Genomic DNA, 22683 nt, shown 5'->3' on the forward strand with positions numbered 1-22683 from the left:
ATTTCTAAGTAGTGTTAGTAGAGCATGTTTTTATGTTTAGATTTTCTAAGAGCAGTATTGGTGATTTGAAGGAGATAAATTAATAGGTTTTCTAATTTAAAAGTGACTTTTCAAGGGGGATAACAGCTTTGGAAGAGATGCTGTACGCAATTAAATAATGGTCAAGAAACATCCAGACAGAATTAGACTTATTTTAAATTTATATACTATATACTATATACAGTATACAAAATATATATAAACACATTATATAGGGTATTTAGGAACGTATTTTTTATTTTGCAATTGGCTTTTACTATAAATCGGACTAAGCTTGAAATAAAAAAGGGCTTATAGCTATGTTTTTTATAGTCTATCTATAAAGAAGAGTTAAACTTGGGGAAACTAACAGAAAGTAACAGACAATTGCATAGTGTTGGAAAAATTTAAACACCTTCAAGATAATACCCTATTTATGAGAGAGATCGGGAATAATCTTGGAGGTGTTGTAGATTAATCACACTGATTCGCTATATATAAAATTTCTCTGAGTGGAAGCACCGCCAAGTAAGGGCTGTGGGAAAGCATCCCTGGCCATACTCGTGATGCCTCGCTCGAACTAACTATGACTTTCAGAGGATGATATTAAGAGTGGTAAAGGTTAGTGGAAAAATCTGGCGTTGACGTAATCCTCGCCAGGTGGCATGGAAAGTTGCAACATATGGTTTGTAGGACGCCTATTAATTGTCTCTTACTTGTCTGAGAAGTCTTATTTTAGCTAAAAAAATCATGTCCGTAGTAAGTGCAGCACAACAAAAATGTTGATGGCTACACAGCCTTACATTGAATTTGATAATTGACGTTCATTTGAGCAAAATGTTAGAATCACATACAATTCAGACAAGCGTAGTGATCAATGGAGACTTGTCTTTTTTTGATGCTTTTTGAACATTGGGGGGATATTCATGTTGATTTCAAGAGTGATCAACAATAATGTGATCACGGCGATGAATGAAGACAACAAGGAATTGGTGATTATGGGTTTAGGGATTGCTTTTCAAAAGAAAAAAGGCGACACCGTTGATAAGTCCAAAATTGAAAAAGTATTTAGCCTTGAGAATAAGGAACTTACCGATAGACTAAAGACGTTATTAAACAAAATATCGTTGGAGGTTATGTCGCTTACAGAAGATATTATTAACTATGCTATGCAGAAAACGAATCGAAAACTGAATGAAAGCATATATATTTCGCTTCCCGATCATATTAATTTTACAATCGAACGTCATCAACAAGGGATAGATATTCATAATGCACTCCTTTGGGAAATAAAACGATTCTATAGATTGGAATTTGGAATCGGCATGGAAGCTCTGTCCATAATTAAAGAGCGTCTTGGTGTGGAACTCCCTGAAGATGAGGCTGGCTTTATTGCCCTCCATATCGTTAATGCTCAAATGAACGAAAATGTACCTGAAGCGGCAAATATCACAAGATTAATTAAAGAAATCCTAAACATTGTTCAATATACATTCAGAATTGATTTGGATGAAGAATCGCTTAACTATTTCAGATTCGTAACTCATCTCAAATTTTTTTCCCAGCGGATGTTTAATAAAATTATGACGGAAAGTAAAGATGAGGAATTGCTAAATATCGTGAAAGAAAAGTATAAGCCATCTTATGAATGTGCCTGGAAAATCAAAGAATACATCAAGCTAAGCTATGATTATCTCTTAAACAAGGACGAATTACTCTATTTGACGATCCATATTGAAAGAGTGGTCAACAGGAGTTGAGATCTTTACACCTGATGTAAGCGTTGACAGATTCCAAAGTACGTGCTAAATTATGTTCATATTCACAAACCGAATAATTCTTTAGGATAAGTAGGATTGTAACTGCTTCGAGCAGGCAAGACCTAAATTCTAACGAACTTACGACTACCGCGGGGCGTAAGTTGGTTGAATTTGGGTCTTTTTTTGTTTCCGTTTTTCATTAAAATCCCGGGGGGATCAGCATGAGCAATCAGAAAATTGCACGAGAAATACTGCCTTTATTAGGTGGAGAAGAAAACGTAAAAGATGTAACTCACTGTGTAACTCGATTGCGTCTTACCCTTAAAGACAATGAGAAAGCAGACAAAGCTGGTATTCAGGCTATACAGGGTGTTATGGGAGCGACAGCCAATGGGGGGCAATTTCAAATTATTGTTGGGGATAAGGTATCCGATGTTCACAGCGAATTTATAAAATTACTGGGTAACCGTCAAGTTGCGGATGATAGTAGTTCTGCATCAGGTTCGAAAGGCTTCAAAGGGATTCTCAATTCCTTCTTTAATGTCATCTCAAGTATTTTTGCTCCAATCATTCCAGCAATCATCGGGGCGGGATTACTTAAAGGGATTATCACATTACTCTCGTCTTTTGAACTCGTATCTTTGGAAAGTAGCACATATAAGTTGCTATCTGTATTCGCTGATGCGGCTTTTTATTTCTTGCCTATCCTTCTTGCTTTTAGTACGGCGAAAAAGTTTAATGCTAACCAATATGTCGCTGGGGCGATTGCGGGTGTTTTGATTCATCCTAACTTAGGTGCTCTTTTGAACGGTGAATCACCTGTCACCCTACTTGGCATCCCGATTACTTCAGTCATATACGCATCGTCTGTATTACCCATTATTCTGGGCGTGTGGTTTATGTCTTATGTGGAAAAGGTTTTAAAACGTATCATTCCTAAGGTTCTTCAGTCTATCTTTTTGCCACTGCTTACATTGTTGATTGTTTCTTCTATCATTCTTATTGCGCTTGGACCTGCTGGTACACTCATAGGAAATGGAATCGCCGTCGGATTTATTTCACTATACATGAACTATGGATGGCTAGCGGGGCTTCTTCTCGGAGGATTTTATCCGCTGATTGTCATCACAGGTATGCATTACGGGTTCTTGCCAGTCATGTTCCAATCCCTTTCTAAGTATGGTGTTGACTATATAATGGGGATTGCAGTTGCAGCCAATTCGGGTCAGGCAGGGGCGACTCTTGCGGTATATTTGAAAACCAAAAACAAAGAATTCAAGGCTGTAGCTGGAACAGCAGCACTGAATGCCATTATCGGGATTACCGAACCTGCTCTTTACGGTGTAACCGTTAAGTTAAAAAAACCGTTGATCGCAGCTGCCATTGCTGGAGGCCTGGGCAGTGCAGTAATGGGATGGTTTAAAGTTGGTGCCACGGGAATTGGTACCGGGCCGATTGCAGGGTTACCATTTTTCTTCGGTTCCACATTCCTGTATTTCTTGATCGGCTGTGCAGTTAGTTTTGTTGTTGGTTTTGTTCTGACACTCATTATTGGATTCGAAGATATTCCAGAGAGAAAAGAAGCTGTAGCCGTCTCTTCGAATAATACAATTACAGGGACGATAGAGAGTGATCCTAGAGCACCCGTAACGGTACAATTTAATAATCCAGATCGTGTTCAACCTATTCTTAGTCCTATTAATGGAGAAGTGGTAGAACTCTCGCAAGTCAGTGATCCTGCCTTTGCAGCTGGTATGATGGGCAAAGGAATTGCAATTAGACCCACTACAGGAAGAGCGGTGTCACCTGTGAAAGGTACGGTCGCGACTGTTTTCAAGAAGAAACACGCCATTGTTGTTGTGGCTGACAGTGGAGCAGAAATATTGATTCATATTGGCATAGATACCGTTAAACTGAATGGTCAACATTTTGAGACTCACGTTGAAGTAGGTCAACATGTTGAGGCTGGCGATCTGTTGGTTGAGTTCGACATAGAACAGATTAAAAAAGCTGGCTATGACACGGTAACTCCTATTATTGTAGCTAATTATAATGACTATGTCGATGTTAATGCAGAATCAATCGGAAGTATTGATGAAAAAGATCCTTTAATGAAGGTAATCGGATAAAGAAAATTTGGAGGGTGAAAAACAATGGATTTTACAAAAAAATCGGTGAATGAAATTAAAACGTCGGGGGATTTATTCCCCCCTGACTTTCTCTGGGGCGGAGCCGTGGCTGCGAATCAGATCGAAGGTGCATATCTGGAGGATGGTAAGGGATTATCTGTCTCAGATGTGTTGTCGGACGGAATATTCGGTCAGATCCTGGATAAGCCTGATGGTGAATATCTCAAACACCAGGCCATTGATTTTTACCATCGTTACCCCGAGGATATCGCATTGTTCGCAGAAATGGGGTTCCGAACACTAAGAACTTCTATAGCGTGGACCCGGATTTTTCCGAATGGAGATGAAGCCATTCCTAACGAAGCAGGTCTGGAATTTTATGATCGGTTATTTGATGAACTGCTCAAATACGGAATTCAACCATTAGTTACACTTTCTCATTATGAAATGCCTCTTGGACTCGTCCATAAGTACGGTGGCTGGTCTAATCGAGAAGTGATTACTCTTTTTGAACGTTTTTCGAGAGTTGTTTTCGATCGGTATGGGGACAAAGTAAAGTATTGGCTGACATTCAACGAAATTAATATGATGCTTCATGGTCCTTTTATTGCAGGAGGAATTTATCCTGATCAGGCAACTGAGCAAGTAACTTATCAGGCTATCCATCACCAATTCGTTGCAAGTGCTTTAGCAGTGAAGGCTTGTCATGAAATTATTCCCGATGCTCAGATCGGGTGCATGATAGCGGGTGGCCCAATGTATCCTCTTACACCTAAACCAGAGGATGTGTTGGAAGCCATGCGTAAAGACAGGGAGAATTTCTTCTTTGCAGATGTGCAAGTCAAAGGTAAATATCCTGGGTATATACTGCGTTATTTCAGAGAATCCAATATTGATCTCGATATCACAGAAGAGGATCTGAAGACACTTAAACACACGGTCGATTTCATTTCTTTTAGCTATTACATGAGTTACTGTGCAACGACAGATCCTGAACTTAATGAGCAATCCAGAGGCAATATTATGAGCGCGGTTAAAAATCCGTACCTTTCAGCTTCCGAGTGGGGTTGGTCAATCGATCCAAAGGGATTGCGCTACACGTTAAATCAGTTCTATGACAGATATGAAAAACCTTTGTTTATTGTCGAGAATGGCCTAGGCGCAATAGATGTCCCGAATGAGAAGGGGATTGTTGAGGATTCCTATCGGATTGATTATATCCGCGAGCATCTTGTGCAAGTCGCAGAAGCGATTCAAGATGGAGTCGAGGTCATGGGATACACTAGTTGGGGATGCATAGACATCGTAAGCAACTCCACCGGAGAGATGCGTAAACGTTATGGCTTCATTTATGTCGATCGTCACGATGATTTATCGGGAACTTTTGAGAGAACACGAAAGAAGAGTTTCAATTGGTACAAAGAAGTCATCGCTACCAATGGAAAAATCATTACAGAGTAGAGGTAAAACAGCCGAAACATGTTCCATAACGAATGGAGGTGTTTCGGCTGTTTCAAATTTAATGTTATGAACATGAATTTAGAGGACTTGCCGAGGGATAACAGGCAAACTAATCATGGTCTCAGTATCTATAAATTTTAGTGTATCTTCATCCACTAACAAACCTTGCGGCGAAACCCAAGCTGCCTCTGCTACGGCTGCATTTTCGAAGATGTATAACGAAACAGCATCATAGGGTGCTTCGTCGGGGACGTAGGCTCCATCTCCCTTCCCCGGTTTTCGAGTAGGATGCTGCCGATAAGAAATAAGCCCCGGAAGCTTGGTAGCAAGAGCTCCATGAGTGAATTCATAATGATAGCGAAACTCTTCAAGTGACATCCCTGGTTTTCTTCGGAACACAAACATGATGCTATGTCCTTTTTCAGGATATACATTTAACTCTTTTATACTTTCCATTATGGTTTAGCCTCCTCGAGTTAGTTTATTTAACATATGGTTATTATAGCAATGGAAATGAACATCCTAATAGTGTCTTAATCTAGAGTTTTATGGTGCAAATCAAGTTTTGTTTAGAATGTGTACTGTTTCACGTTATGTTTTATTCCATAAAACTATTCGTATACTTCGAGCATAAAAGGGGGAAGGAACTCATGGGTGTTCTTCTTATACAAATAGACGAGAATGATTTCATGGAAGTGAAGGAGCTGATCACAAGGAATTATGCAGGAGCTAAAGTCATTACTGTGAATCAGTTGCCCGGGGATACGGATTGGCTTCTAAGTATGACAGAAATACCTGATCTTTTGGATAGACTTATCAATACAGCTGGGGAACCTGCGGTGCAACGCGTTTTACATTATATAAACTGTCACTTTAGAAGATCATTAACGTTGGAGGAGGTATCTTCTGAAGTCCATTTGAATCCAGTCTATTTCAGTCAGTGGTTTAAGCAGAAGACCGATTGTGGGTTTAAAGAATACATTACACATATTAGACTTCAGGAGGTACGACACTGGCTGCTAAATAGCGATCACACCATCAACTGGATCGCTGAGTATGTGGGGTATCAGGATACAGCACATCTATCTAAACTATTCCGAAAACATTTTGGTTTGGCTCCAGGGATGTATAGACAAAAGATAAGAAATGAACGCCAAGCATCAAGATAGTCCATTTTCAAAAAAGTATTTGAGGAAAAGGGTCACCAAGCTCAGGATTCGGCATGGGTCCTCTAACATATTTCATTAAGCATATAGGTGTTCAAGGAAAATAAAGTATTCTTTGGGAGAAGAAGGACGATTAGTAACTATGCAGAATTGTGATACCTCATTTTTCATACTCGTTGAGAACATCGTGTAATACATGATGTTCTCAAATAACTTGTTTTCGCTAATCTTTAAGTTAAAGAACGGGTTATCTCGCTTATGAAGGGTACACCTGATTCCTTTTAAACAATCCCCATACCTGTTCGGCCATGTATTTCGGTGAATGTGGCATGTTATTTATAATCCACCATTCGATTACCCCAATGAATGCAAAGGCCATAAATTGCGTTATCAATAGCTTGTCATACCCCTTATTAAGGTCCTCCATATTGACTTGGTCTTTTATGTTCCCCGTCACGATCTCTAACATATGCTCCCGAAATGCAGGGATTCCTTTATTCGAAAGCATGGAAGCGAAAAACGTATGGTTCTGCTCAAAGTATTGAAAAACAGGTAACAAAGAATGAATAAAATCAACCTTTTCCTGATTTGGATCGGTTGAGATGCAAACGGAGATCATTCTGCTCAAATGCTCATCGATGCATTTGTTAAGAAGATCGTATTTATCGGTGTAGTGAAAATAAATGGTTCCCCTGTTAACATTCGCTCGATCCGCAATCTCATTAATAGTTATTTCTTCAAAATCCTTCTCCGAGATCAAACCTATAAATGCATTAAATATGGCTGCCTTTGTTTTTAGGATTCTACGATCGATTTTAACTCCCATAATGTATAGCCTCCAGAAGATATTTAACAAATTATTCGAATCCGTTGAATATAAAACAAAAATCACTTTTTTAGCGATTGAAGAAATCAACATAATCCATATAATAATAACCAACGGACGTTATATATTCAACAAAAGTTCGATAAAGTTTTGCTGTAACCTAAATGTTCATTGGGTCAAAAGAGCAATCTAACAATAAAATATCGAGGTGATCGACTAATGAACATAACGCTTTTTGGTGGTAGTGGTGCAATTGGGAAAATTTTGACTGAGGTAGCAATTCAAAACGGGGATAACGTTACCCTTTATGCTAGAAATGCGGGGAAAATTGGACAGAAACATGAGAAGCTAAATGTTGTCGAGGGTCAATTATCTAATCAAGACTTGGTGGAACAAGCACTGTCGAATGCCGATGTCGTCATTAGCACATTGGGACCCGCACTTGATACGTCCAGAAAATTAAAAGGTACCCCTGTTGCGGATGGTCATGAGGTTATTGTAAATGCGATGAGAAAGTTAAATAAGAAACGACTCATTACACTTGCTACTCCAACCTTGAAATCTGATAAGGATCGGAATTCGATTGCCACAATTGTACCGGGAATTATGGCCAAGGTGATGTTTCCGAATGGTTATTACGAAATGAAAAAGCTTGAGGAAATCATCAAGCGATCTTCTTTAGACTGGACAGTAGTTCGGATTATTAATCCAAATGTAAGGCATAAGGAAAACGTTCATTATGCTTACTCGCTAGGCGATCAGCCAGCCAAAATGGGGGTATCCCGAGAAAATATCGCTAAATTTATGTATCATGCAGCTTCCGAGCCATCCTTAATTCATCAAATGCCGATTGTATACAACAGTTGAGAAAGGATTCGATCTGTTTATCAAGTGAAGGGAGAGGAACGAAATGAAAGTAGAGATTTGGTCGGATATTGGCTGCCCATTTTGTTATATCGGAAAACAGCGTTTCGAGGACGGGCTGGGGCTGTTTGCATCCAAAGATAAAGTGAATGTGGAGTACCGGAGCTTCCAGCTAGATCCTTATGCCGAGAAATACCCAGCTTACGATGTACACGACTTGTATGTTTCAAAGCATGGTGGCAGCAGAGAAGAAGCCAAGGCCATGCATAAACAATTTGCCCAACAAGCGAAGGGTGATGGAGTGGATTTTCAATTTGACCGAATAATCCCTACTCATTCGCTCGATGCGCATCGATTGATCAAGTTTGCGGGTACCTATGGCAAGAGTGCGGAAGTGTTGGAGCTTCTGTATAAAGCATATTTCACAGATTCCAAGCATATCGGTGACGCGGACACACTGGCTGACATAGCGGCGGAAGCTGGTATGGATCGCGAGAAAACGCTCAACGTGCTGGAAAGCACGCAATATGTGGATGAAGTTCGTGCAGATGGGCGTGAAGCAAGCAGCCTTGGAGCTACAGGTGTACCTTTCTTTGTCATCAACCGCAAATATGCGATTTCAGGCGCACAATCAAGTGAAGTGTTTCTGGAGACGCTGCAAAAAGTATGGGACGAGGAACATCCGCTGATGACGTTAGATACGACTCTAAACCAAGAATCAGGCAATGTTTGCGAGGATGGTTATTGTACGCCAAAAAACAGCTGACGGAGGCGCCATTAAAGTAATCGTAAAACAGCGGCAGTCTAGGACTTTATTTTCTCGTCCATAGCTACCGCTGTTTCTTTTATTGGAGCTCTTTGGGTTTTAAAGCTTGGCGAATCAGTTGATTGAATTGACTCATATGGTGATCAAAACTGAAATGTTCGTCAGTGGCTGTACGTGCAATAAGGCCGTCAATCAGCGCATACAACCAGAGAGAAAGGGTCTCCACATCATAATCTGGATCTACTTGTTTTTCATGAATAGCACTTGTAAGCAGATTTTTGAATGATTCACGCATGATGATATCACTTTGATTGAAGACATGTCGCACGCCCTTATTGCGTGAAGCTTCAGCCAAAATTTCGATCCATAATCTCTGGTCCATAGGATATACGGGATTACTGACACAACTAGTTATAATCGTCAGAATCTGTCCGAGAGGATCTTTTTCGGTTTCTTTAAATTCCATTTTGGCCAAGGCATGGCGCTGTTCTTCTTCCACCAGTGCAATAATAAATGCATCTTTACTTGGAAAGTGGCGGTACAGATTCCCTGCACTCATTCCTGCTTCTTTTGCAATTTCGACAATGCCTGTTTTGTGAAATCCATTGCGTGAAAAACATCGAACAGCAGCCTCGATGAGCAAGCGTCTGCTATCGTCTTTTTGTTTCATTCGTTTCGATTTAGGCGGTTCAGAGTTATTCATTGTACTTCAAATGTACAGGGATACCTTCTTGGCTCTTATCCCTGCAACCTCCTTGTTTCGCGAAATAATGTACATCCATCATACCATGTACATTACCATAGTCTGCATTTGGATTAAAGTGTATTAAAGACTGGACGCTCTTTATTATCAATATCTCCAAGCAGAGGTAAACGAGACAGCATGTTCGCCAAGAAATAAGAGTCCCAAGGGAAATGTTCAGTGATCCCTAGACCGACTACATCATGGGATTTGGCTACATCTTGCAAAACTCGGATAATGGTTTCCATACTTGATCCTTGTGGGAAGCTCTTGGTGTATTCTTCGTATGTTCCCGGATAAGCAACCAGAAGAGAACGGAATTCTTTCATATCCAGAACATCCAGATCAAAATGAATAATAATCTTGGACGGTTTTTTCTCAGCTAGCCATTGGAGCACTTTAGAACTATCCTGCTTAATTTCATCGGGACCTACAATATCTAATTTCATGTTTTTCATGGGCTCTGAGTGAAGAGCATCGATCATGTCGTTCAATCCTACATATAGGATTTGTTCAGGTTTAAAAAGATGAGGCACCTCTGCAACAAATTCCTGATCACCTACCCCAAGCAAATTGGCAAGAACATGAGCATGATGATTTTCAAAGTCTTCAGGGATCGAGACATCAGGGTGAGCATCTACCCATAACAGAGCAACATCTCCATCATATTTCTCATTCAAATAAGAAAAAGGAGCAAGTTCTACACTGCAATCCCCTCCAAGGACAACGATACGTTCAGGGTTATGTTTATGAATTAGACTTTTGGCTGATCTAGCTTGTTGCAATACGGTACTTTTGGCAATTATACCTTGTTCTTTTTCTACATTAGGGTTCAGATCGACGGGTACTTCTTCAAAAGGACCATTAGACTTGGGAGCAAGCCAGTTTAACAAGTGAGCTCCCAGAACGTAAGGAGGGTTGTTCCCTCCTTGCCATTGAGGGAATAACAAACGCAGTGTACGGCTTGTATCCATTTCATTCATAAGATATTTCTCCTTTTATTTAAGTTAGTGATCGTTCATTCACTGAAAATGATACAAGATTACTTTTTATATTGCAAACCCTAAATAACAGGGAATGCCTATTTGAAATTATGCTGATTATACAATGACAATCATTGAGCTTATAAAAGGCAGGCGTTGATGACGGCCATTGCACAGAATGTGAAGAAAATGGCCCGACACCTACATGTCTTTTGTGGCTTAGAAATAGGCTTTCTCAACTTAAAAATTATTCCACATTGGTTGATGATTTTTTGTGACGTTTAATGGGTGAACCAGAGTTATCTTTAATAAATTTTCCACTAAACAGCTTTGTGAAAGATATCTTTCATGATACAGTGGAAAAACGGTGTAGTTTTACCGCCGCCATTTATTTGAAAGTGGAATTATGTACTATAATAAGTAAGCATTTTAAAAACTTTCTTGAATTAAACTGAGGTGCTCAATGAATCGAATTTTACTGGTTGAAGATGATGATAATTTGGTGTTCGGTATTGAATATACTTTAACAAGTGAAGGATATGGCGTTGTTCTTGCGGGTAGCTTGGAAGAAGCCAGAAAGGCATTAAAGACCGACGACGTCGATTTAATTTTGTTGGATATAAATTTACCTGATGGTTCAGGGTATGACCTGTGTAGGGAAATCCGTGCATTATCCCAGGTTCCCATCATTTTTTTGACAGCTTTGGATGAGGAGACAAATGTTGTTGCTGGTCTTGATTTGGGAGCAGATGATTATATGACCAAACCGCTCCGTACCAAAGAACTTCTCTCTAGAATGAAAGCCGTATTAAGGCGCAATCATAAGCCCAAGGATGAACCGAATAGATGGATATCCGACGATATTGAAGTTCGAGTTCTAGAAGGAATTGTTCTTAAAAACAATCAGGAACTTTTATTGACGGGGCTGGAATATCGATTGCTATTGATGTTAATGACTCACCCCAAGCAAATTTGCAGCAGAAGTATCATCCTTAACAGTCTGTGGGATATGTCAGGAGAATTCATTGATAACAACACCCTTTCAGTTCATATCAGAAGGTTAAGAGAGAAGATCGAGGATGTTCCTGCAGTACCGAGATACATCATTACCGTTCGAGGAGTCGGATATAAATGGAATGCAGATATTGTAGGGAGATAAACCATGAATGAATTCGTCCGTAATCCAGAGTGGAAGTCTATTACTGTTAAAGCGATCGTATTACAAGTTATGTTAGCGGTAATCATATTCTTTTATATGAGTTATCAAGTCAGTCAGATCAATAAGGCCGTGGTTAATCAAAATGCTGCATTGATTGGTTATGTTTTGAAGCAAGCTCCTCAACTAGAAAATGAAATTATCCACTTTATCACTCAGGGTGCACAAGAAAATGAAATCGTAGAGGGAAAACGCAGCCTGGCTCAATATGCATATAAGGAAGATATGCCCGTAAACGATCAACCTGTACTCTCGGATAACGCCTTACCCATGAAAACGGCGGCTCAGGTTTTGCTTTATAGTATTCCATTACTGCTGTTATTGGGATGGGAATACCGCAAAATATTTAACAAGATTCGAACCATAACCTTTGCAGCGGAGCAAGTTGTTGAACATCAGTTTGATCAACCGCTTCCGGAGAATGATGAAGGGGACTTTGGCGCATTAGGACGAAACTTTAACGCGATGGCCGAAAGGTTACACAACAGTCTTCGGCAACTCCAACAAGAGAAAATGTTTCTACGCAACTTGCTTTCCGATATTTCGCATCAGCTCAAAACGCCACTAGCAATCCTCATCGTTTTTAATGAAAATTTGCTAAATGATCCTCATATGAAAGAAGAAATGAGAACGAAATTTCTGGATCGAGGCCGTCAACAACTAGAGCGAATGGAATGGCTGATTATCAGTTTGCTGAAGCTGGCACGGGTCGAAGCCGGAGCAATAACGTTCCTGATAGAACGCGTTCGAGTAAGAGAAATGATCGATCATGCTGTACATTCGTTGCGAATGTTATCCGAGCAAAGGAAGCAGAAGATTCACATTCATGGTGGAGAAGATATGTATGTTTGGGCGGATGAAGAATGGCTAACAGAAGCCTTGATTAACTTGATTAAAAATGCACTGGAACATACGCCACTAGAGGGAGGAATTGATGTTATTTTAGAAAAAAATTCATTATTCCAGACAGTAATCATTCGAGATCAAGGAGAAGGCATTTCCCCAGAAGATTTGCCTCACATTTTTGAACGATTCTATAGAGGGAGAAGAACGACAAAGCCGCAAAGTCTTGGCATTGGCTTGTCTTTATCCAAGTCCATTATTGAAGAGCAAGGCGGTATGATCACCGTTGTAAGTCAGTTAGGGCTAGGAACAGAATTTAGAGTTTCGTTTAATAAATGGGATAGTGGAGGAAGCTTACAATAACGTAAGCTTCCTCTTCACTTTATTGTAAGCTTCGATCTTTATAATAACAAACATACAAAGTGAAACATTAGCTCAGGAGGTAAACAGGTGGAAATACTAAAAACTATTAATTTGTGTAAAACCTATGGAAGTGCAGAGGCAAAGGTTGAAGCTTTAAAAAATGTCAATTTCTCTGTTCAACATGGAGAATTTGTTGCCATCGTAGGAGCCAGTGGATCAGGAAAAAGTACCTTAATGCATCTTCTAGGTGGAGTGGACCGCCCGGCTAGTGGACAGGTCATCATCGATGGTACGGATCTTTACTCCAGAAGTGAAGAGGAGCTCGCTGTATTCCGAAGACGGAAAATTGGATTTATTTTTCAATCATACAATCTGATCCCGGTCCTATCTACAGAGGAAAATATCAAGTTACCGATGCTATTAGAGAACAAAAGGGTAGATGAAAATTATGTTCAGGAATTAATGGGTATATTAGGTCTGACCGAGCGGAGACATCATCTTCCATCCGAATTGTCAGGCGGACAACAGCAAAGAACGGCGATTGGCCGTGCGTTAATTAATAAACCGTCGATTATCTTGGCGGATGAACCTACCGGAAATCTGGATAGTAAAAACAGCAGGGATATTATGGACTTACTTATGTTTTCAGTTAAAAAATATAATCAGACGTTAATCATGATCACGCACGATTTGAATATTGCTAAAATCGCAGATCGAGTCGTAAGAATCGAAGACGGAGTCCTTCTACAGGCAAATGAGGTGAGTGAAAGTTGAAAAGCTACACAGATCTTACTGGAAAATATTTAAAGGGACAGAAAAAAAGATCGATGCTTACAATCTTAGGTATAATCTTGTCGGTTACACTGTTTACTTCCATTGGAACAATCGGGATGAGCTATTGGGATAAGTCAGTCAGACAAACCATGCAGGACTTCGGAGATTACCACGTCTCTTTCAATGGTATTTCAGGAGAAGCAATCCCGAAAGTCAAAAACAATGCAGCCGTAAAAAGTGCCGGCGTCATCAGTAGAGAAGGATATGCTGTCCTTAGGGAAACAAAAGAGAAGGAAAAGAAGGAAGATCCGTTTGCCGCACCCTACCGGTACTTGAATGTCAAGGGATATAATGCGAATGCAATGAACATGCTTCAGTCACAGCTAGACTCGGGCAGGTACCCGGAAAATTCGAATGAAATTATCCTTTCATCTTCGAGTCTGAGTTATTTTTTAAAAAAACCAAAGCTTGGCGAAACAATTACGCTAAACCTTGGAATCCGGAAGGTGGCGTCAACTGGTGAAGACAAAAAGATTAACGGACTTGGCGATTATGGTTGGGATCTTGACGAAGCCTTCCAAGCTCAATCCCAAAGAGAATATACTGTTGTAGGCTTTATGAAGCCGTCAAGCAAAGAGAATTGGTCTTCCGGATACATCTTTCCTGCAATTACTTTCAATGATAACAAGAGTATCGATAACTACAAAAATTACTTTATTTACGTCAAAATGAAATCTTTGAAGAACATCAAAGAAAAGACGGAAGCCTTGATGTCCTCTTTACAGCTGAGTAATGTCGAACAAGGTTCCGCTATGCAACTGGATAGGGATAACTTTATTGAAAATGTAAGAATTGAGTACAATAATGAACTGCTTAAATTGTATGGCAAAAGCATTTATGAAGGTGTGAATAACAGCTTAATCCTAACTTTCGCTGCTGTCATTGCGATTATAATGATTTGTACGATTGCAATGATTTATAATATTTTTCATATTTCTGTACTGGAGCGGATTTCACAATTCGGTATGTTAAGATGCATTGGAGCTACACCAGCCCAAATTCGCAAAATTGTGATGCAAGAAGCAACCCTGATAAGCTTGATCGGCATACCCATCGGGATTCTCACAGGAACCCTTTTTATGAAGGTATTGTTTTACAATATCAGCTTGTTAACGTTAGGTTTCTTAAATGATATGAGAATGGTCATTTCCCTACCGATTCTAATCTCTGCCGGTTTATTGGGCTTGCTGAGCGTATACCTTTCCGCTATTGGACCAGCAAAACAAGCAGCTCGCGTATATCCTCTTGAAGCGCTGAAAAATGCGGGAAGCTCGAAGGTTGAAAATATCACAAAGGTCAAAAAGTCTCTGTTTGTTAAAAAGCTGTTTGGCGTCGTAGGGCAATTCGCCAGCAGAAACTTGCAACGGAACAAGAAACGTTTCCGGATTACAGCCTTTTCCATGATTATTAGTATTATTTTATTTATTGTCTTTAGTGGTTTGGTTGATTTCATGCAGCAAATAACACAGCTCTCGGGTGCGCAGTATTCTTATTCGCTTTCCTATGATGGTCCTTCAAGTCGAATAGACGATACTGTGTATCGGGATGTTTCTAAGCTTGATGCTGTTCAACAAGCCTACAAATTTTACAGTAATCAAGTAGATGCAATCATCCCTAAGGATAAGATCAATCCCATATATTATGGATTTCATAAGGATCGATACATCGTTGCCGAAGGGGAAGGGTATCGAACAGATAATAATTTCCTTGTGTCCTACGGAGACAATGGCTTGGATGCTCTGCAATCCAAACTCACGGCCGGGAAGATTGACAAAGAGAAAATGAACCAAGAGAATGGCGTTATCGTCCTACAAAAAATAATGATGATGACAGAAGAAGGCAAACGACTAATTCTCGATCAAACCCAATTTAAGGTTGGAGATCACATCAAAATCCGAACAATTGACGAAAATCATAATGAATATCAAACCGTGACTGTGGTCGGAATTGTCGATCAAGATTTGTTATCGAAGAAATATAGTACAGGTCAAGATCTTTCATTTATTACGACGCCGAAAGTATACTCCAAGATTATGGGTAGCGACACTTATTCCAGAATATTTATCCTCGCTAATCCCGATATATCAAATCATCCTATAACGGACTATCTTAAATCATTAACTGATAAAAACGCTGGTTTTAACTACCATGATCGAGTGGCAGAGGTCGCTCAAGCTAAAAACGATGCAAAGACTTTTAGTATCTTGCTTTACGGTTTTATCGGTGTCATTGTTCTAATTGCTTTCTTGAACATTGTAAATACAGTAAGTACGAATCTAATTCTTCGTACGAAAGAATTTGCAACCCTCAAGGCCATCGGCATGACCCAGAAGGAAGTGAGAAAAATGATTATTTTAGAAGGCGTATTTTATGGACTATTTGCCGCCGTGATCGGAATTATCCTAGGGACGACGCTGAATTATGGAATACAAGTTCTCTTTGCGAGTGCTTTGGATGCAGATTGGGTGTTCCCGTGGTACAGTATCGGCATCGCTTTCGCAGGTTCGATGATTACGACGATCGTCGCAACGATTGGGCCGATGTACAGGTTGAATAAAGTTAGTATCGTAGATGCTCTCCGGAGTGAGAACTAGGATCGGTTGGTTAAAAAGTGTAACACAAAGCCAGCTAAAAATAATGAATTTAAAACAGGCACCCTTTAATCATATGGGGTGCCTGTTAAATCGTTCTTTAAATATTTCAGTAGTGATTCAGCGGGGGACGGTACGGCTATGAGCTGCTAACATCTGCTATAACTAATTAATATGCAAACGTTATGCAACAGTTTTTGGTTCCTGATTGCAACTGGTTTTGCTTCAACGTACAAGAACGGCAAAAACCTTATAAACAAGGGGTAAAACCGATTTATATACATATGTACAAAATACGAGTTTTGTGAATATGTATATAGAGAAACGCATAACAGTACGATTTTCCTGTCGGATGACAAGTGTACATTGACACAAAATCCCCTACTAAAATGACACAAAGTTCCCTACTTTAGTAGTTAAATCATACTTTTGAGTGACTTAGTTCTTTTTCTTCAAGCGAATGAGGTAATTTTTTTTATTTATCAAGCTAAGTAGGTAACTTTGTGTCACTCACCCAGTCAAGTAGGTAACTTTGTGTCACTCACCCAGTCAAGTAGGTAACTTTGTGTCATTCTCCCAGTCAGGTAGGCAATTTAGTGTCACTTACTTGACGCGCTCTACATTACTTATCCATATTATTGACTGCCTTCCTCATTTCCTCATCTGTTAAATGTGTATAGATCATGGTTGTTTGTATTGAGGAATGTCCTAATTGGTTTTTCAATCTAGGCACATCATTGTTCTCTAAATGATAGCGCGTTGCAAATGAATGTCTTAGAGAATGCACGGTTAATGCTGGTTTTCCAAAAGCTGAAGCATACTTTTCGATTAGTTTTTCAATAGATCGCTGCGTTAAACGTCGGCTTTTTCCTTTACGACCTATGGAAGCTGCAATAAACAAAAAGCTTTCGTTTTTTTCTGGGATATATCTGGATTCTCTAATCTGCAGATAATTTTCTAAATCTAGTAACGCTTGCTTGCTGAAATACACGTATTGTTCTTTATTGCCTTTTCGTATAACACGCACCAAAGCTTTGTTCATATCTAAATCTTCAATGTTAATACCTGCTACCTCAGAGAGCCTAAGACCAGAACCTAAAATGAGGGAAACAATAGCTGTATCTCGTTCACGGTTAAATTGATGGAAATTGAAAATACGTTTATTCTCTTTATTGATTTCTCCGAAATCATGAGCTATAAACTGCCTAAATGACTCAAAATCGTCTTCTCTAAGAATTTTCCCATCAATACGATTGGCAATGGTTTCTTGGCTTTCTTTAATCACGTTTAAATCCATTTTGGCCATAACATTGCGCTGGATATATGGTTTTAAGTCATTTGTTTCAGCTTTGTTCTGTAAGTAATCAAATAAGGATTTTAGTGAGGACAATTTACGGTTGATGGTTAGCTTGGCATTGCCTAGTTGATACTCCAAAAAAGATAGGAAATTTTCCACTTCACGAATCGTTAGTTTCTCCAAAGTAGCTAATTTAATGTTTTTACGGCTATCTTCAGTAAAATTTTCTGCAACTAACCAATCAAAAAAAATAATATAGTCATGGCAATAGTTCAGAAGCGTTGTGGGAGAAAGTTTTCGTTTTCTACTATCAATAAATTCCGTAATAAACCACGGAAGATCAGACAATTTTTCATCGATTCGATTCATGTAATGCATTTTCATTTGTTTATCCATATATGTATAACCTCCGTAAATTATTATACTTCAGTTATAAATATTCGTCAAAATTATATTTTACGTAATTATCAAATGAGGTCACAGTAGGTCGAAATACTTCCAAGTAATTAAACTGGTCTCTTCCTTGGTTTAGGTACATTATTATTTTCCTTATGATGTCGCGTTGCAAACGAATACCTAAGAGAATGTACTGTTAGAGACCACCCAGCACCTTAAGTCCACAAACATCTTTGCTTATGGCTATTAACAAATTAATCCCTGACTCGAAAAAATGTTTTTTTGAATATTGTCGCGCCCACATATTCCAGTTCTTAGCATGTAAGCCTAGCCACCATAAATGACGGGCAAAAATTAAGAAACGTATTAGGCCTTCCTCCTCCTGGTTTAAAAAGCGTATAGAGGAGTACCCTGAAATAAGCTCTTTCCAAATTTCAGGGGTCCCCCCTCTCCCAAAAGTGCCCCAGATTGCAGTCGCTAGATCATATATTCTCCACTGCCAACCAACATCTTCAAAATCGATTATCACAGTTTGTCCAAGAGTTGTTTGTATTGCATTTAAGTGGTGTGCATCCCCATGTGAGCATCCAAATAAAGATTCATCGTTATACTTTTCTAATATTACAGCTATTGTGCTTGTTAGTCGTTCAGTCAATAAGAGACTTTCACAATCATTGTAAGAATTTCTTATTGCGTCCAATGAGTTATATAGTAACTCATTAATTGTAATATCTCGGAGCCAACTCGGCTTCTTCATCTTATCCCAAATATTGTGTATATGACCAATTGAAGTGCCTAGTGAGAAGAAATTGGATTTATTAATTTGTAGTGCATGACCTTCAACAAACTCATAAGCCCTTGCCATAAATGCCACTTCATTAATTTGTATTATATTATTCTCTTCTTTGAGGGGACGTGGTACGGGAGCTCCTTCGCGAAATAGTGTTTGTATAGCAAGATATTCACGTTGTAATCTATCCAAAGAGTTGATAGGAAGAATCTTCAAAAGAAAATCTTCACGCGCTGTGATGGCTTTATATACATAACTTCTATTTAATGATAGTGGGAGTAATTCTTGAATTTTCATGTGTGGAAATATAGAATCAAGGTGAAATAACAATGTTTGAGTATTTGAATGATACTTCAATCCATTAACAACTCCATTCTATGACGTTCACAAATCCAAGGAAGTGTTGATAATCGTTGTAGCTGATTTGTACTTTCATGTAGCTTCGGTCCATTTCTCTTTAACTCTAATAAATCTAAATCGTAATTATCTGTTACAAAAGTTGAATTCTCAAAACCATCTTTAATGTTACCCAAAGAAAACTCTCTCAGCCCCACTAGTCCATAGCAAGGATAAATATAACCATCACCATCAATATATAATCTTAAATGATTTGCACACTGGTTAATTGGATTTTCTGGAATTGTGTTCCCAAAATTGCTTGTTTCACTTTTAATCGGATATATCGTAATGTCCATTGAATTAACAGATTCATAACTGAGAAACCCGTATTCCCGTAAAGTTGAAATCGAACCAATAATTCCGATTGGTCGGCGTAAATTTATTAATAATCTCATAAAGTCTTTAATTGATGTTAACTTTGCTAATACAAAGAGATTGTCTGTAGTTACTCCAACTGATGAGAGCAGCGAATCATCGCAAAGTGATTTTAGGTGAGTGTAGTTATGAAATAGCTCGACTATATCTAAGGTTATTGAAAATGCGAAACCATTATTAATACGACCCAACTGCGGTCCGCTTAAGCGAATTCCCTCTTTGCAGAAGCGCAAGTTGTCGCGGGTTCGATAGATCTGGTCGGCCAGCACCGCTTTGGGATAATAACCAAATCTGGCGCGGTAACGCTCTACGGCGTCCTGCAATGTCTGCCCTTCGTTGTAGCTATCCCACGACAGATGCTCGCGGAAAGCGTAGCCGTTCACCACGCTAATCGCCAGCTTCTCTCCGAACTCGACGTTTGCCCTGGCTTTGCCGCGCACGATCGGTCTGACATGTGGCTGTGCGATACTGACAATCCGATCCGATATGCTGTGTGTCCGCTTGTCATACATCGTTTGCTGCTGACGATAAAGCTCTTGAATGACCAGCAGTTCCTTGTACAAACGCCGCGGCAGGCCGCTCGTCATATCGGCGAGTTCGGCGATCATGCGCAGATCACGGGAAACGAACCTGAGCTGCTTGCCGATCGCTTTTCGTATCGCGCGCGGCTTCACGCGCCGCTGCTTGGCAACCGCCAGATAGGCTTTGCGGGCACGCTCTCGGTATGTTCTGGGCTTGCGGGTCTTTCCACGTTCCGGTTCGTGCAGGATGTCGATGATCTTCTCCAGCTTTTCTCTGGCCTGATTCAGTAACGACAAATCCGTCGGGTAGGCGATATCCGCCGGCGCGCAGGTAGCGTCCAGCAGCAGTTCGCCCTCGTTCGTCAGTTCCATCTGCTGTGGCTGCGTTTCTGAAGGCTTACCGGACGCTGCGTCAGTTCCGCTGCCAGGTTCATCGTCGTCCGATGAATCATCCGACACTTGCGCGCTTCTTCCAGAGCGATCCATTCATTCACTTCATCCAGAATTTCGCCACCCAATCGCTTGCGGAAATGCGTCATGAGAGAATGATGAAACGGACGGCGGTACCGATATTCCGGCAGACCGAGGAAGTACTGCAGATACGGGTTCTCCAGAATCTGACGAAGTGTCTCCCGATCATCGGTGCCAAGCCGCTCCTGGATGATGAGTGCGCCGAGCGCGATACGGATCGAAACGGCTTTTTGGCCCTTGAGGCTTTTCTTGAAGTTTTTCGCATACTTCTCTTCGAGCATCCACCACGGAATCATCTGGGCCAGCAGCACCCAGCGGTTATCTTCTGCGAGCTTTCCGCCGAACGGCAGAAAAAAGTCGACGGGCAGGTTCATCTGGTTCTCGGTTCGCTGATACAATCCTGACGCCTCCAAGTGCACGGTTTTTCACGGGGCTGCCCCGTTTTCCTTCGACATAAGAGGCCCTAAACCCTTGTGCCTGTTGGAGTTTTGATTCGTTCAGCAAGCCCTAGGTAAACCGTGTCCTATGGGCATCGGCGCACGTGTTTAGACTCCGATGCCGCGAGGCTCATTGTCAAGGCGAATACGTTGTTTACATGTCTTCGATGTACACGCCCTTGATAATCAAGGATTTTCTAAAAGCGAGTTGAGATAATTAACGAAAATATACGCTAAGTATTAAACGGATTAATGACCCTTTGGCGGCTCAAACATCATATTGTTTAACTGGTTCACAAAAATACCTTCGTTCGGGCCCGGGTTGTTTCGAAATACTTTCGCTTCTTCCACTAGAACCTCGTCCGCATCCGTACCAAGTACCTTCATCGTTTCATCAATGAATGATGCTAGTAGCATAGAGCTCGGATCGTTATTGAAATACGTTTGAACCCCTGGCGGCGCAATTTCCAGGATTTTCACCGATGTGTCTTTAAGCATGTACCGTTGGGATAGCGTATAGGAATGGAGCGCTGCTTTCGTCGTAATACAGAAACATGAAAATAATTCCAATAGGACGTAGGTTCTACTTTCTTGAAATTTTTGATTAGACTGGAAAGAGGCTAAGTCTACAGGTCATTAAAGTCAACCTAAAAACTTAGCCTCTTGATTTCATATTAAATTTTAAATAAACTTCAGTCTTCACATACCATTGTCTGCAAAGTCGATGAGACTACTATTTATTATTGCTGCTACATCCTTTTTGTAATCGTGTATAAAAAAATGATCCCCGTCAAACATATGAATTTTACAACTTTTGGACGTATAATCATGCCATTTTGCAACGTCAAAAATAGTGGCTCCCTTTTCTCTTTTTCCCCACAATACACTTATATCGCAGTCAAGCTTAGCGTTTTTTTCAATGTGCCTGTATGTGTCAGTAATTCTAAAATCCTCTCTGAGTATCGGTAAAAACAACTCCATTAATTCATTGCTTTTCAGAACCTCTTTGGGCGTGCCTCCCAGCTTAAATACCTCATCCACAAACTCCTTATCCGGCAAATCATAGAGTACCTTCTTCTTACTTACAAAACCCGGAGGATATCTGCCGGAAATAAACATATGGACAGGATATGGATGTCCGAGCTCCTTTATTCTATAGGCAAGTTCATATACAAGTACACTGCCCATACTGTGGCCAAACAACGCATAAGGTTGTTCTTCAAGGTTGCTTATGATAATACGGTGTATATCTTCAAGCGCTTCCTCAACACTTCCGTAAAACGGTTCACCAATCCTGCTGCCTCTTCCCGCAAGCTCAATCGGGAAAAGCTCAATCCTATCATGCAAGTATTGTTCCCAATATTTATATACTGCTGCAGAACCTCCTGCATACGGCAGACAAAACAATTTAATCTTATCCATTATATCTACCCCT

Annotated in this window: 18 protein-coding genes and 1 pseudogene; 10 read left to right on the forward strand and 9 right to left on the reverse strand. The window is 40.1% G+C overall.

Annotation, left to right across the window (positions count from 1 at the left end; all coding sequences use genetic code 11):
• Window positions 1-944: 944 nt before the first annotated feature.
• The 3 genes from licT (at window position 945) to BM358_RS10855 (ending at window position 5368) form a co-directional block, all read left to right on the forward strand.
• On the forward strand, window positions 945-1778 hold the full coding sequence (gene licT / locus BM358_RS10845; protein WP_023988677.1) for a BglG family transcription antiterminator LicT: 834 nt from the start codon (window positions 945-947) through the stop codon (window positions 1776-1778).
• Window positions 1779-1999: 221 nt separating this feature from the next.
• Window positions 2000-3907, forward strand: coding sequence for a beta-glucoside-specific PTS transporter subunit IIABC (locus tag BM358_RS10850; RefSeq protein WP_028541252.1), 1908 nt, complete (start codon window positions 2000-2002; stop codon window positions 3905-3907).
• 24 nt (window positions 3908-3931) lie between these two features.
• Window positions 3932-5368, forward strand: coding sequence for a glycoside hydrolase family 1 protein (locus tag BM358_RS10855; protein WP_048481502.1), 1437 nt, complete (start codon window positions 3932-3934; stop codon window positions 5366-5368).
• A gap of 78 nt (window positions 5369-5446) precedes the next feature.
• Here BM358_RS10855 and BM358_RS10860 read toward each other — a convergent pair whose 3' ends face one another.
• The gene (locus BM358_RS10860) at window positions 5447-5824 is read right to left on the reverse strand and encodes an EthD domain-containing protein (RefSeq protein ID WP_023988680.1); all 378 of its coding nucleotides are present in this window, start codon (window positions 5822-5824) and stop codon (window positions 5447-5449) included.
• 194 nt (window positions 5825-6018) lie between these two features.
• Between BM358_RS10860 and BM358_RS10865 the strand changes: the two genes are divergently transcribed.
• Entirely contained in the window at window positions 6019-6537 is a 519-nt protein-coding gene (locus tag BM358_RS10865) for a helix-turn-helix transcriptional regulator (protein WP_023988681.1), read from the forward strand.
• Window positions 6538-6790: 253 nt separating this feature from the next.
• On the opposite strand, the gene BM358_RS10870 is transcribed toward BM358_RS10865, so the two are convergent.
• Window positions 6791-7360 (reverse strand): TetR/AcrR family transcriptional regulator, encoded by a 570-nt coding sequence (locus BM358_RS10870; protein ID WP_177235816.1) that lies wholly within the window; start codon window positions 7358-7360, stop codon window positions 6791-6793.
• 219 nt (window positions 7361-7579) lie between these two features.
• On the opposite strand from BM358_RS10870, the gene BM358_RS10875 reads away from it, so the two are divergent.
• Both BM358_RS10875 and BM358_RS10880 read left to right on the forward strand, forming a co-directional pair.
• Complete coding sequence (locus BM358_RS10875) at window positions 7580-8227, forward strand: NAD(P)-dependent oxidoreductase (protein ID WP_028541251.1); 648 nt, start codon at window positions 7580-7582, stop codon at window positions 8225-8227.
• Between the two features lie 43 nt (window positions 8228-8270).
• Window positions 8271-8990 (forward strand): DsbA family oxidoreductase, encoded by a 720-nt coding sequence (locus BM358_RS10880; protein ID WP_028541250.1) that lies wholly within the window; start codon window positions 8271-8273, stop codon window positions 8988-8990.
• Between the two features lie 79 nt (window positions 8991-9069).
• On the opposite strand, the gene BM358_RS10885 is transcribed toward BM358_RS10880, so the two are convergent.
• Window positions 9070-9660 carry a TetR/AcrR family transcriptional regulator gene (locus BM358_RS10885; RefSeq protein WP_177235817.1) on the reverse strand — a complete coding sequence of 197 codons (591 nt, stop codon included), beginning with the start codon at window positions 9658-9660 and terminating at the stop codon, window positions 9070-9072.
• A gap of 146 nt (window positions 9661-9806) precedes the next feature.
• Window positions 9807-10715 carry an arginase family protein gene (locus BM358_RS10890; protein WP_028541248.1) on the reverse strand — a complete coding sequence of 303 codons (909 nt, stop codon included), beginning with the start codon at window positions 10713-10715 and terminating at the stop codon, window positions 9807-9809.
• 463 nt (window positions 10716-11178) lie between these two features.
• Between BM358_RS10890 and BM358_RS10895 the strand changes: the two genes are divergently transcribed.
• The 4 genes from BM358_RS10895 to BM358_RS10910 all read left to right on the forward strand — a co-directional run bounded on the left by BM358_RS10895 (window position 11179) and on the right by BM358_RS10910 (window position 16565).
• Complete coding sequence (locus BM358_RS10895) at window positions 11179-11874, forward strand: response regulator transcription factor (RefSeq protein WP_023988687.1); 696 nt, start codon at window positions 11179-11181, stop codon at window positions 11872-11874.
• A gap of 3 nt (window positions 11875-11877) precedes the next feature.
• Complete coding sequence (locus BM358_RS10900; protein WP_023988688.1) at window positions 11878-13137, forward strand: HAMP domain-containing sensor histidine kinase; 1260 nt, start codon at window positions 11878-11880, stop codon at window positions 13135-13137.
• Window positions 13138-13224: 87 nt separating this feature from the next.
• Complete coding sequence (locus BM358_RS10905; RefSeq protein ID WP_028541247.1) at window positions 13225-13911, forward strand: ABC transporter ATP-binding protein; 687 nt, start codon at window positions 13225-13227, stop codon at window positions 13909-13911.
• Window positions 13908-16565, forward strand: a complete 2658-nt coding sequence (locus BM358_RS10910; protein WP_028541246.1) for an ABC transporter permease — start codon at window positions 13908-13910, stop codon at window positions 16563-16565. The genes BM358_RS10905 and BM358_RS10910 overlap by 4 nt, the downstream gene beginning before the upstream one ends.
• Before the next feature lie 619 nt (window positions 16566-17184).
• Here the strand turns inward: BM358_RS10910 and xerS are convergent.
• From xerS to BM358_RS10940, 5 genes and pseudogenes are all read right to left on the reverse strand, one after another.
• Window positions 17185-18255: a tyrosine recombinase XerS gene (xerS, locus tag BM358_RS10915; protein ID WP_023988768.1), complete on the reverse strand. Its 1071-nt coding sequence runs from the start codon at window positions 18253-18255 to the stop codon at window positions 17185-17187.
• 196 nt (window positions 18256-18451) lie between these two features.
• Window positions 18452-19402: a phosphotransferase enzyme family protein gene (locus BM358_RS10920; protein WP_023988769.1), complete on the reverse strand. Its 951-nt coding sequence runs from the start codon at window positions 19400-19402 to the stop codon at window positions 18452-18454.
• Window positions 19403-20001: 599 nt separating this feature from the next.
• Window positions 20002-21209, reverse strand: a pseudogene (locus BM358_RS26800) (IS5 family transposase); the annotation flags it as partial.
• Between the two features lie 288 nt (window positions 21210-21497).
• Window positions 21498-21818 carry a short-chain dehydrogenase gene (locus BM358_RS10935; RefSeq protein ID WP_023988770.1) on the reverse strand — a complete coding sequence of 107 codons (321 nt, stop codon included), beginning with the start codon at window positions 21816-21818 and terminating at the stop codon, window positions 21498-21500.
• A gap of 129 nt (window positions 21819-21947) precedes the next feature.
• Complete coding sequence (locus tag BM358_RS10940; RefSeq protein ID WP_023988771.1) at window positions 21948-22670, reverse strand: thioesterase II family protein; 723 nt, start codon at window positions 22668-22670, stop codon at window positions 21948-21950.
• Window positions 22671-22683 lie beyond the last annotated feature (13 nt).

Origin of the sequence: Paenibacillus sp. cl130 (assembly GCF_900116035.1) — a bacterium.
In the GTDB taxonomy this organism is placed as follows: domain Bacteria; phylum Bacillota; class Bacilli; order Paenibacillales; family Paenibacillaceae; genus Paenibacillus; species Paenibacillus polymyxa_B.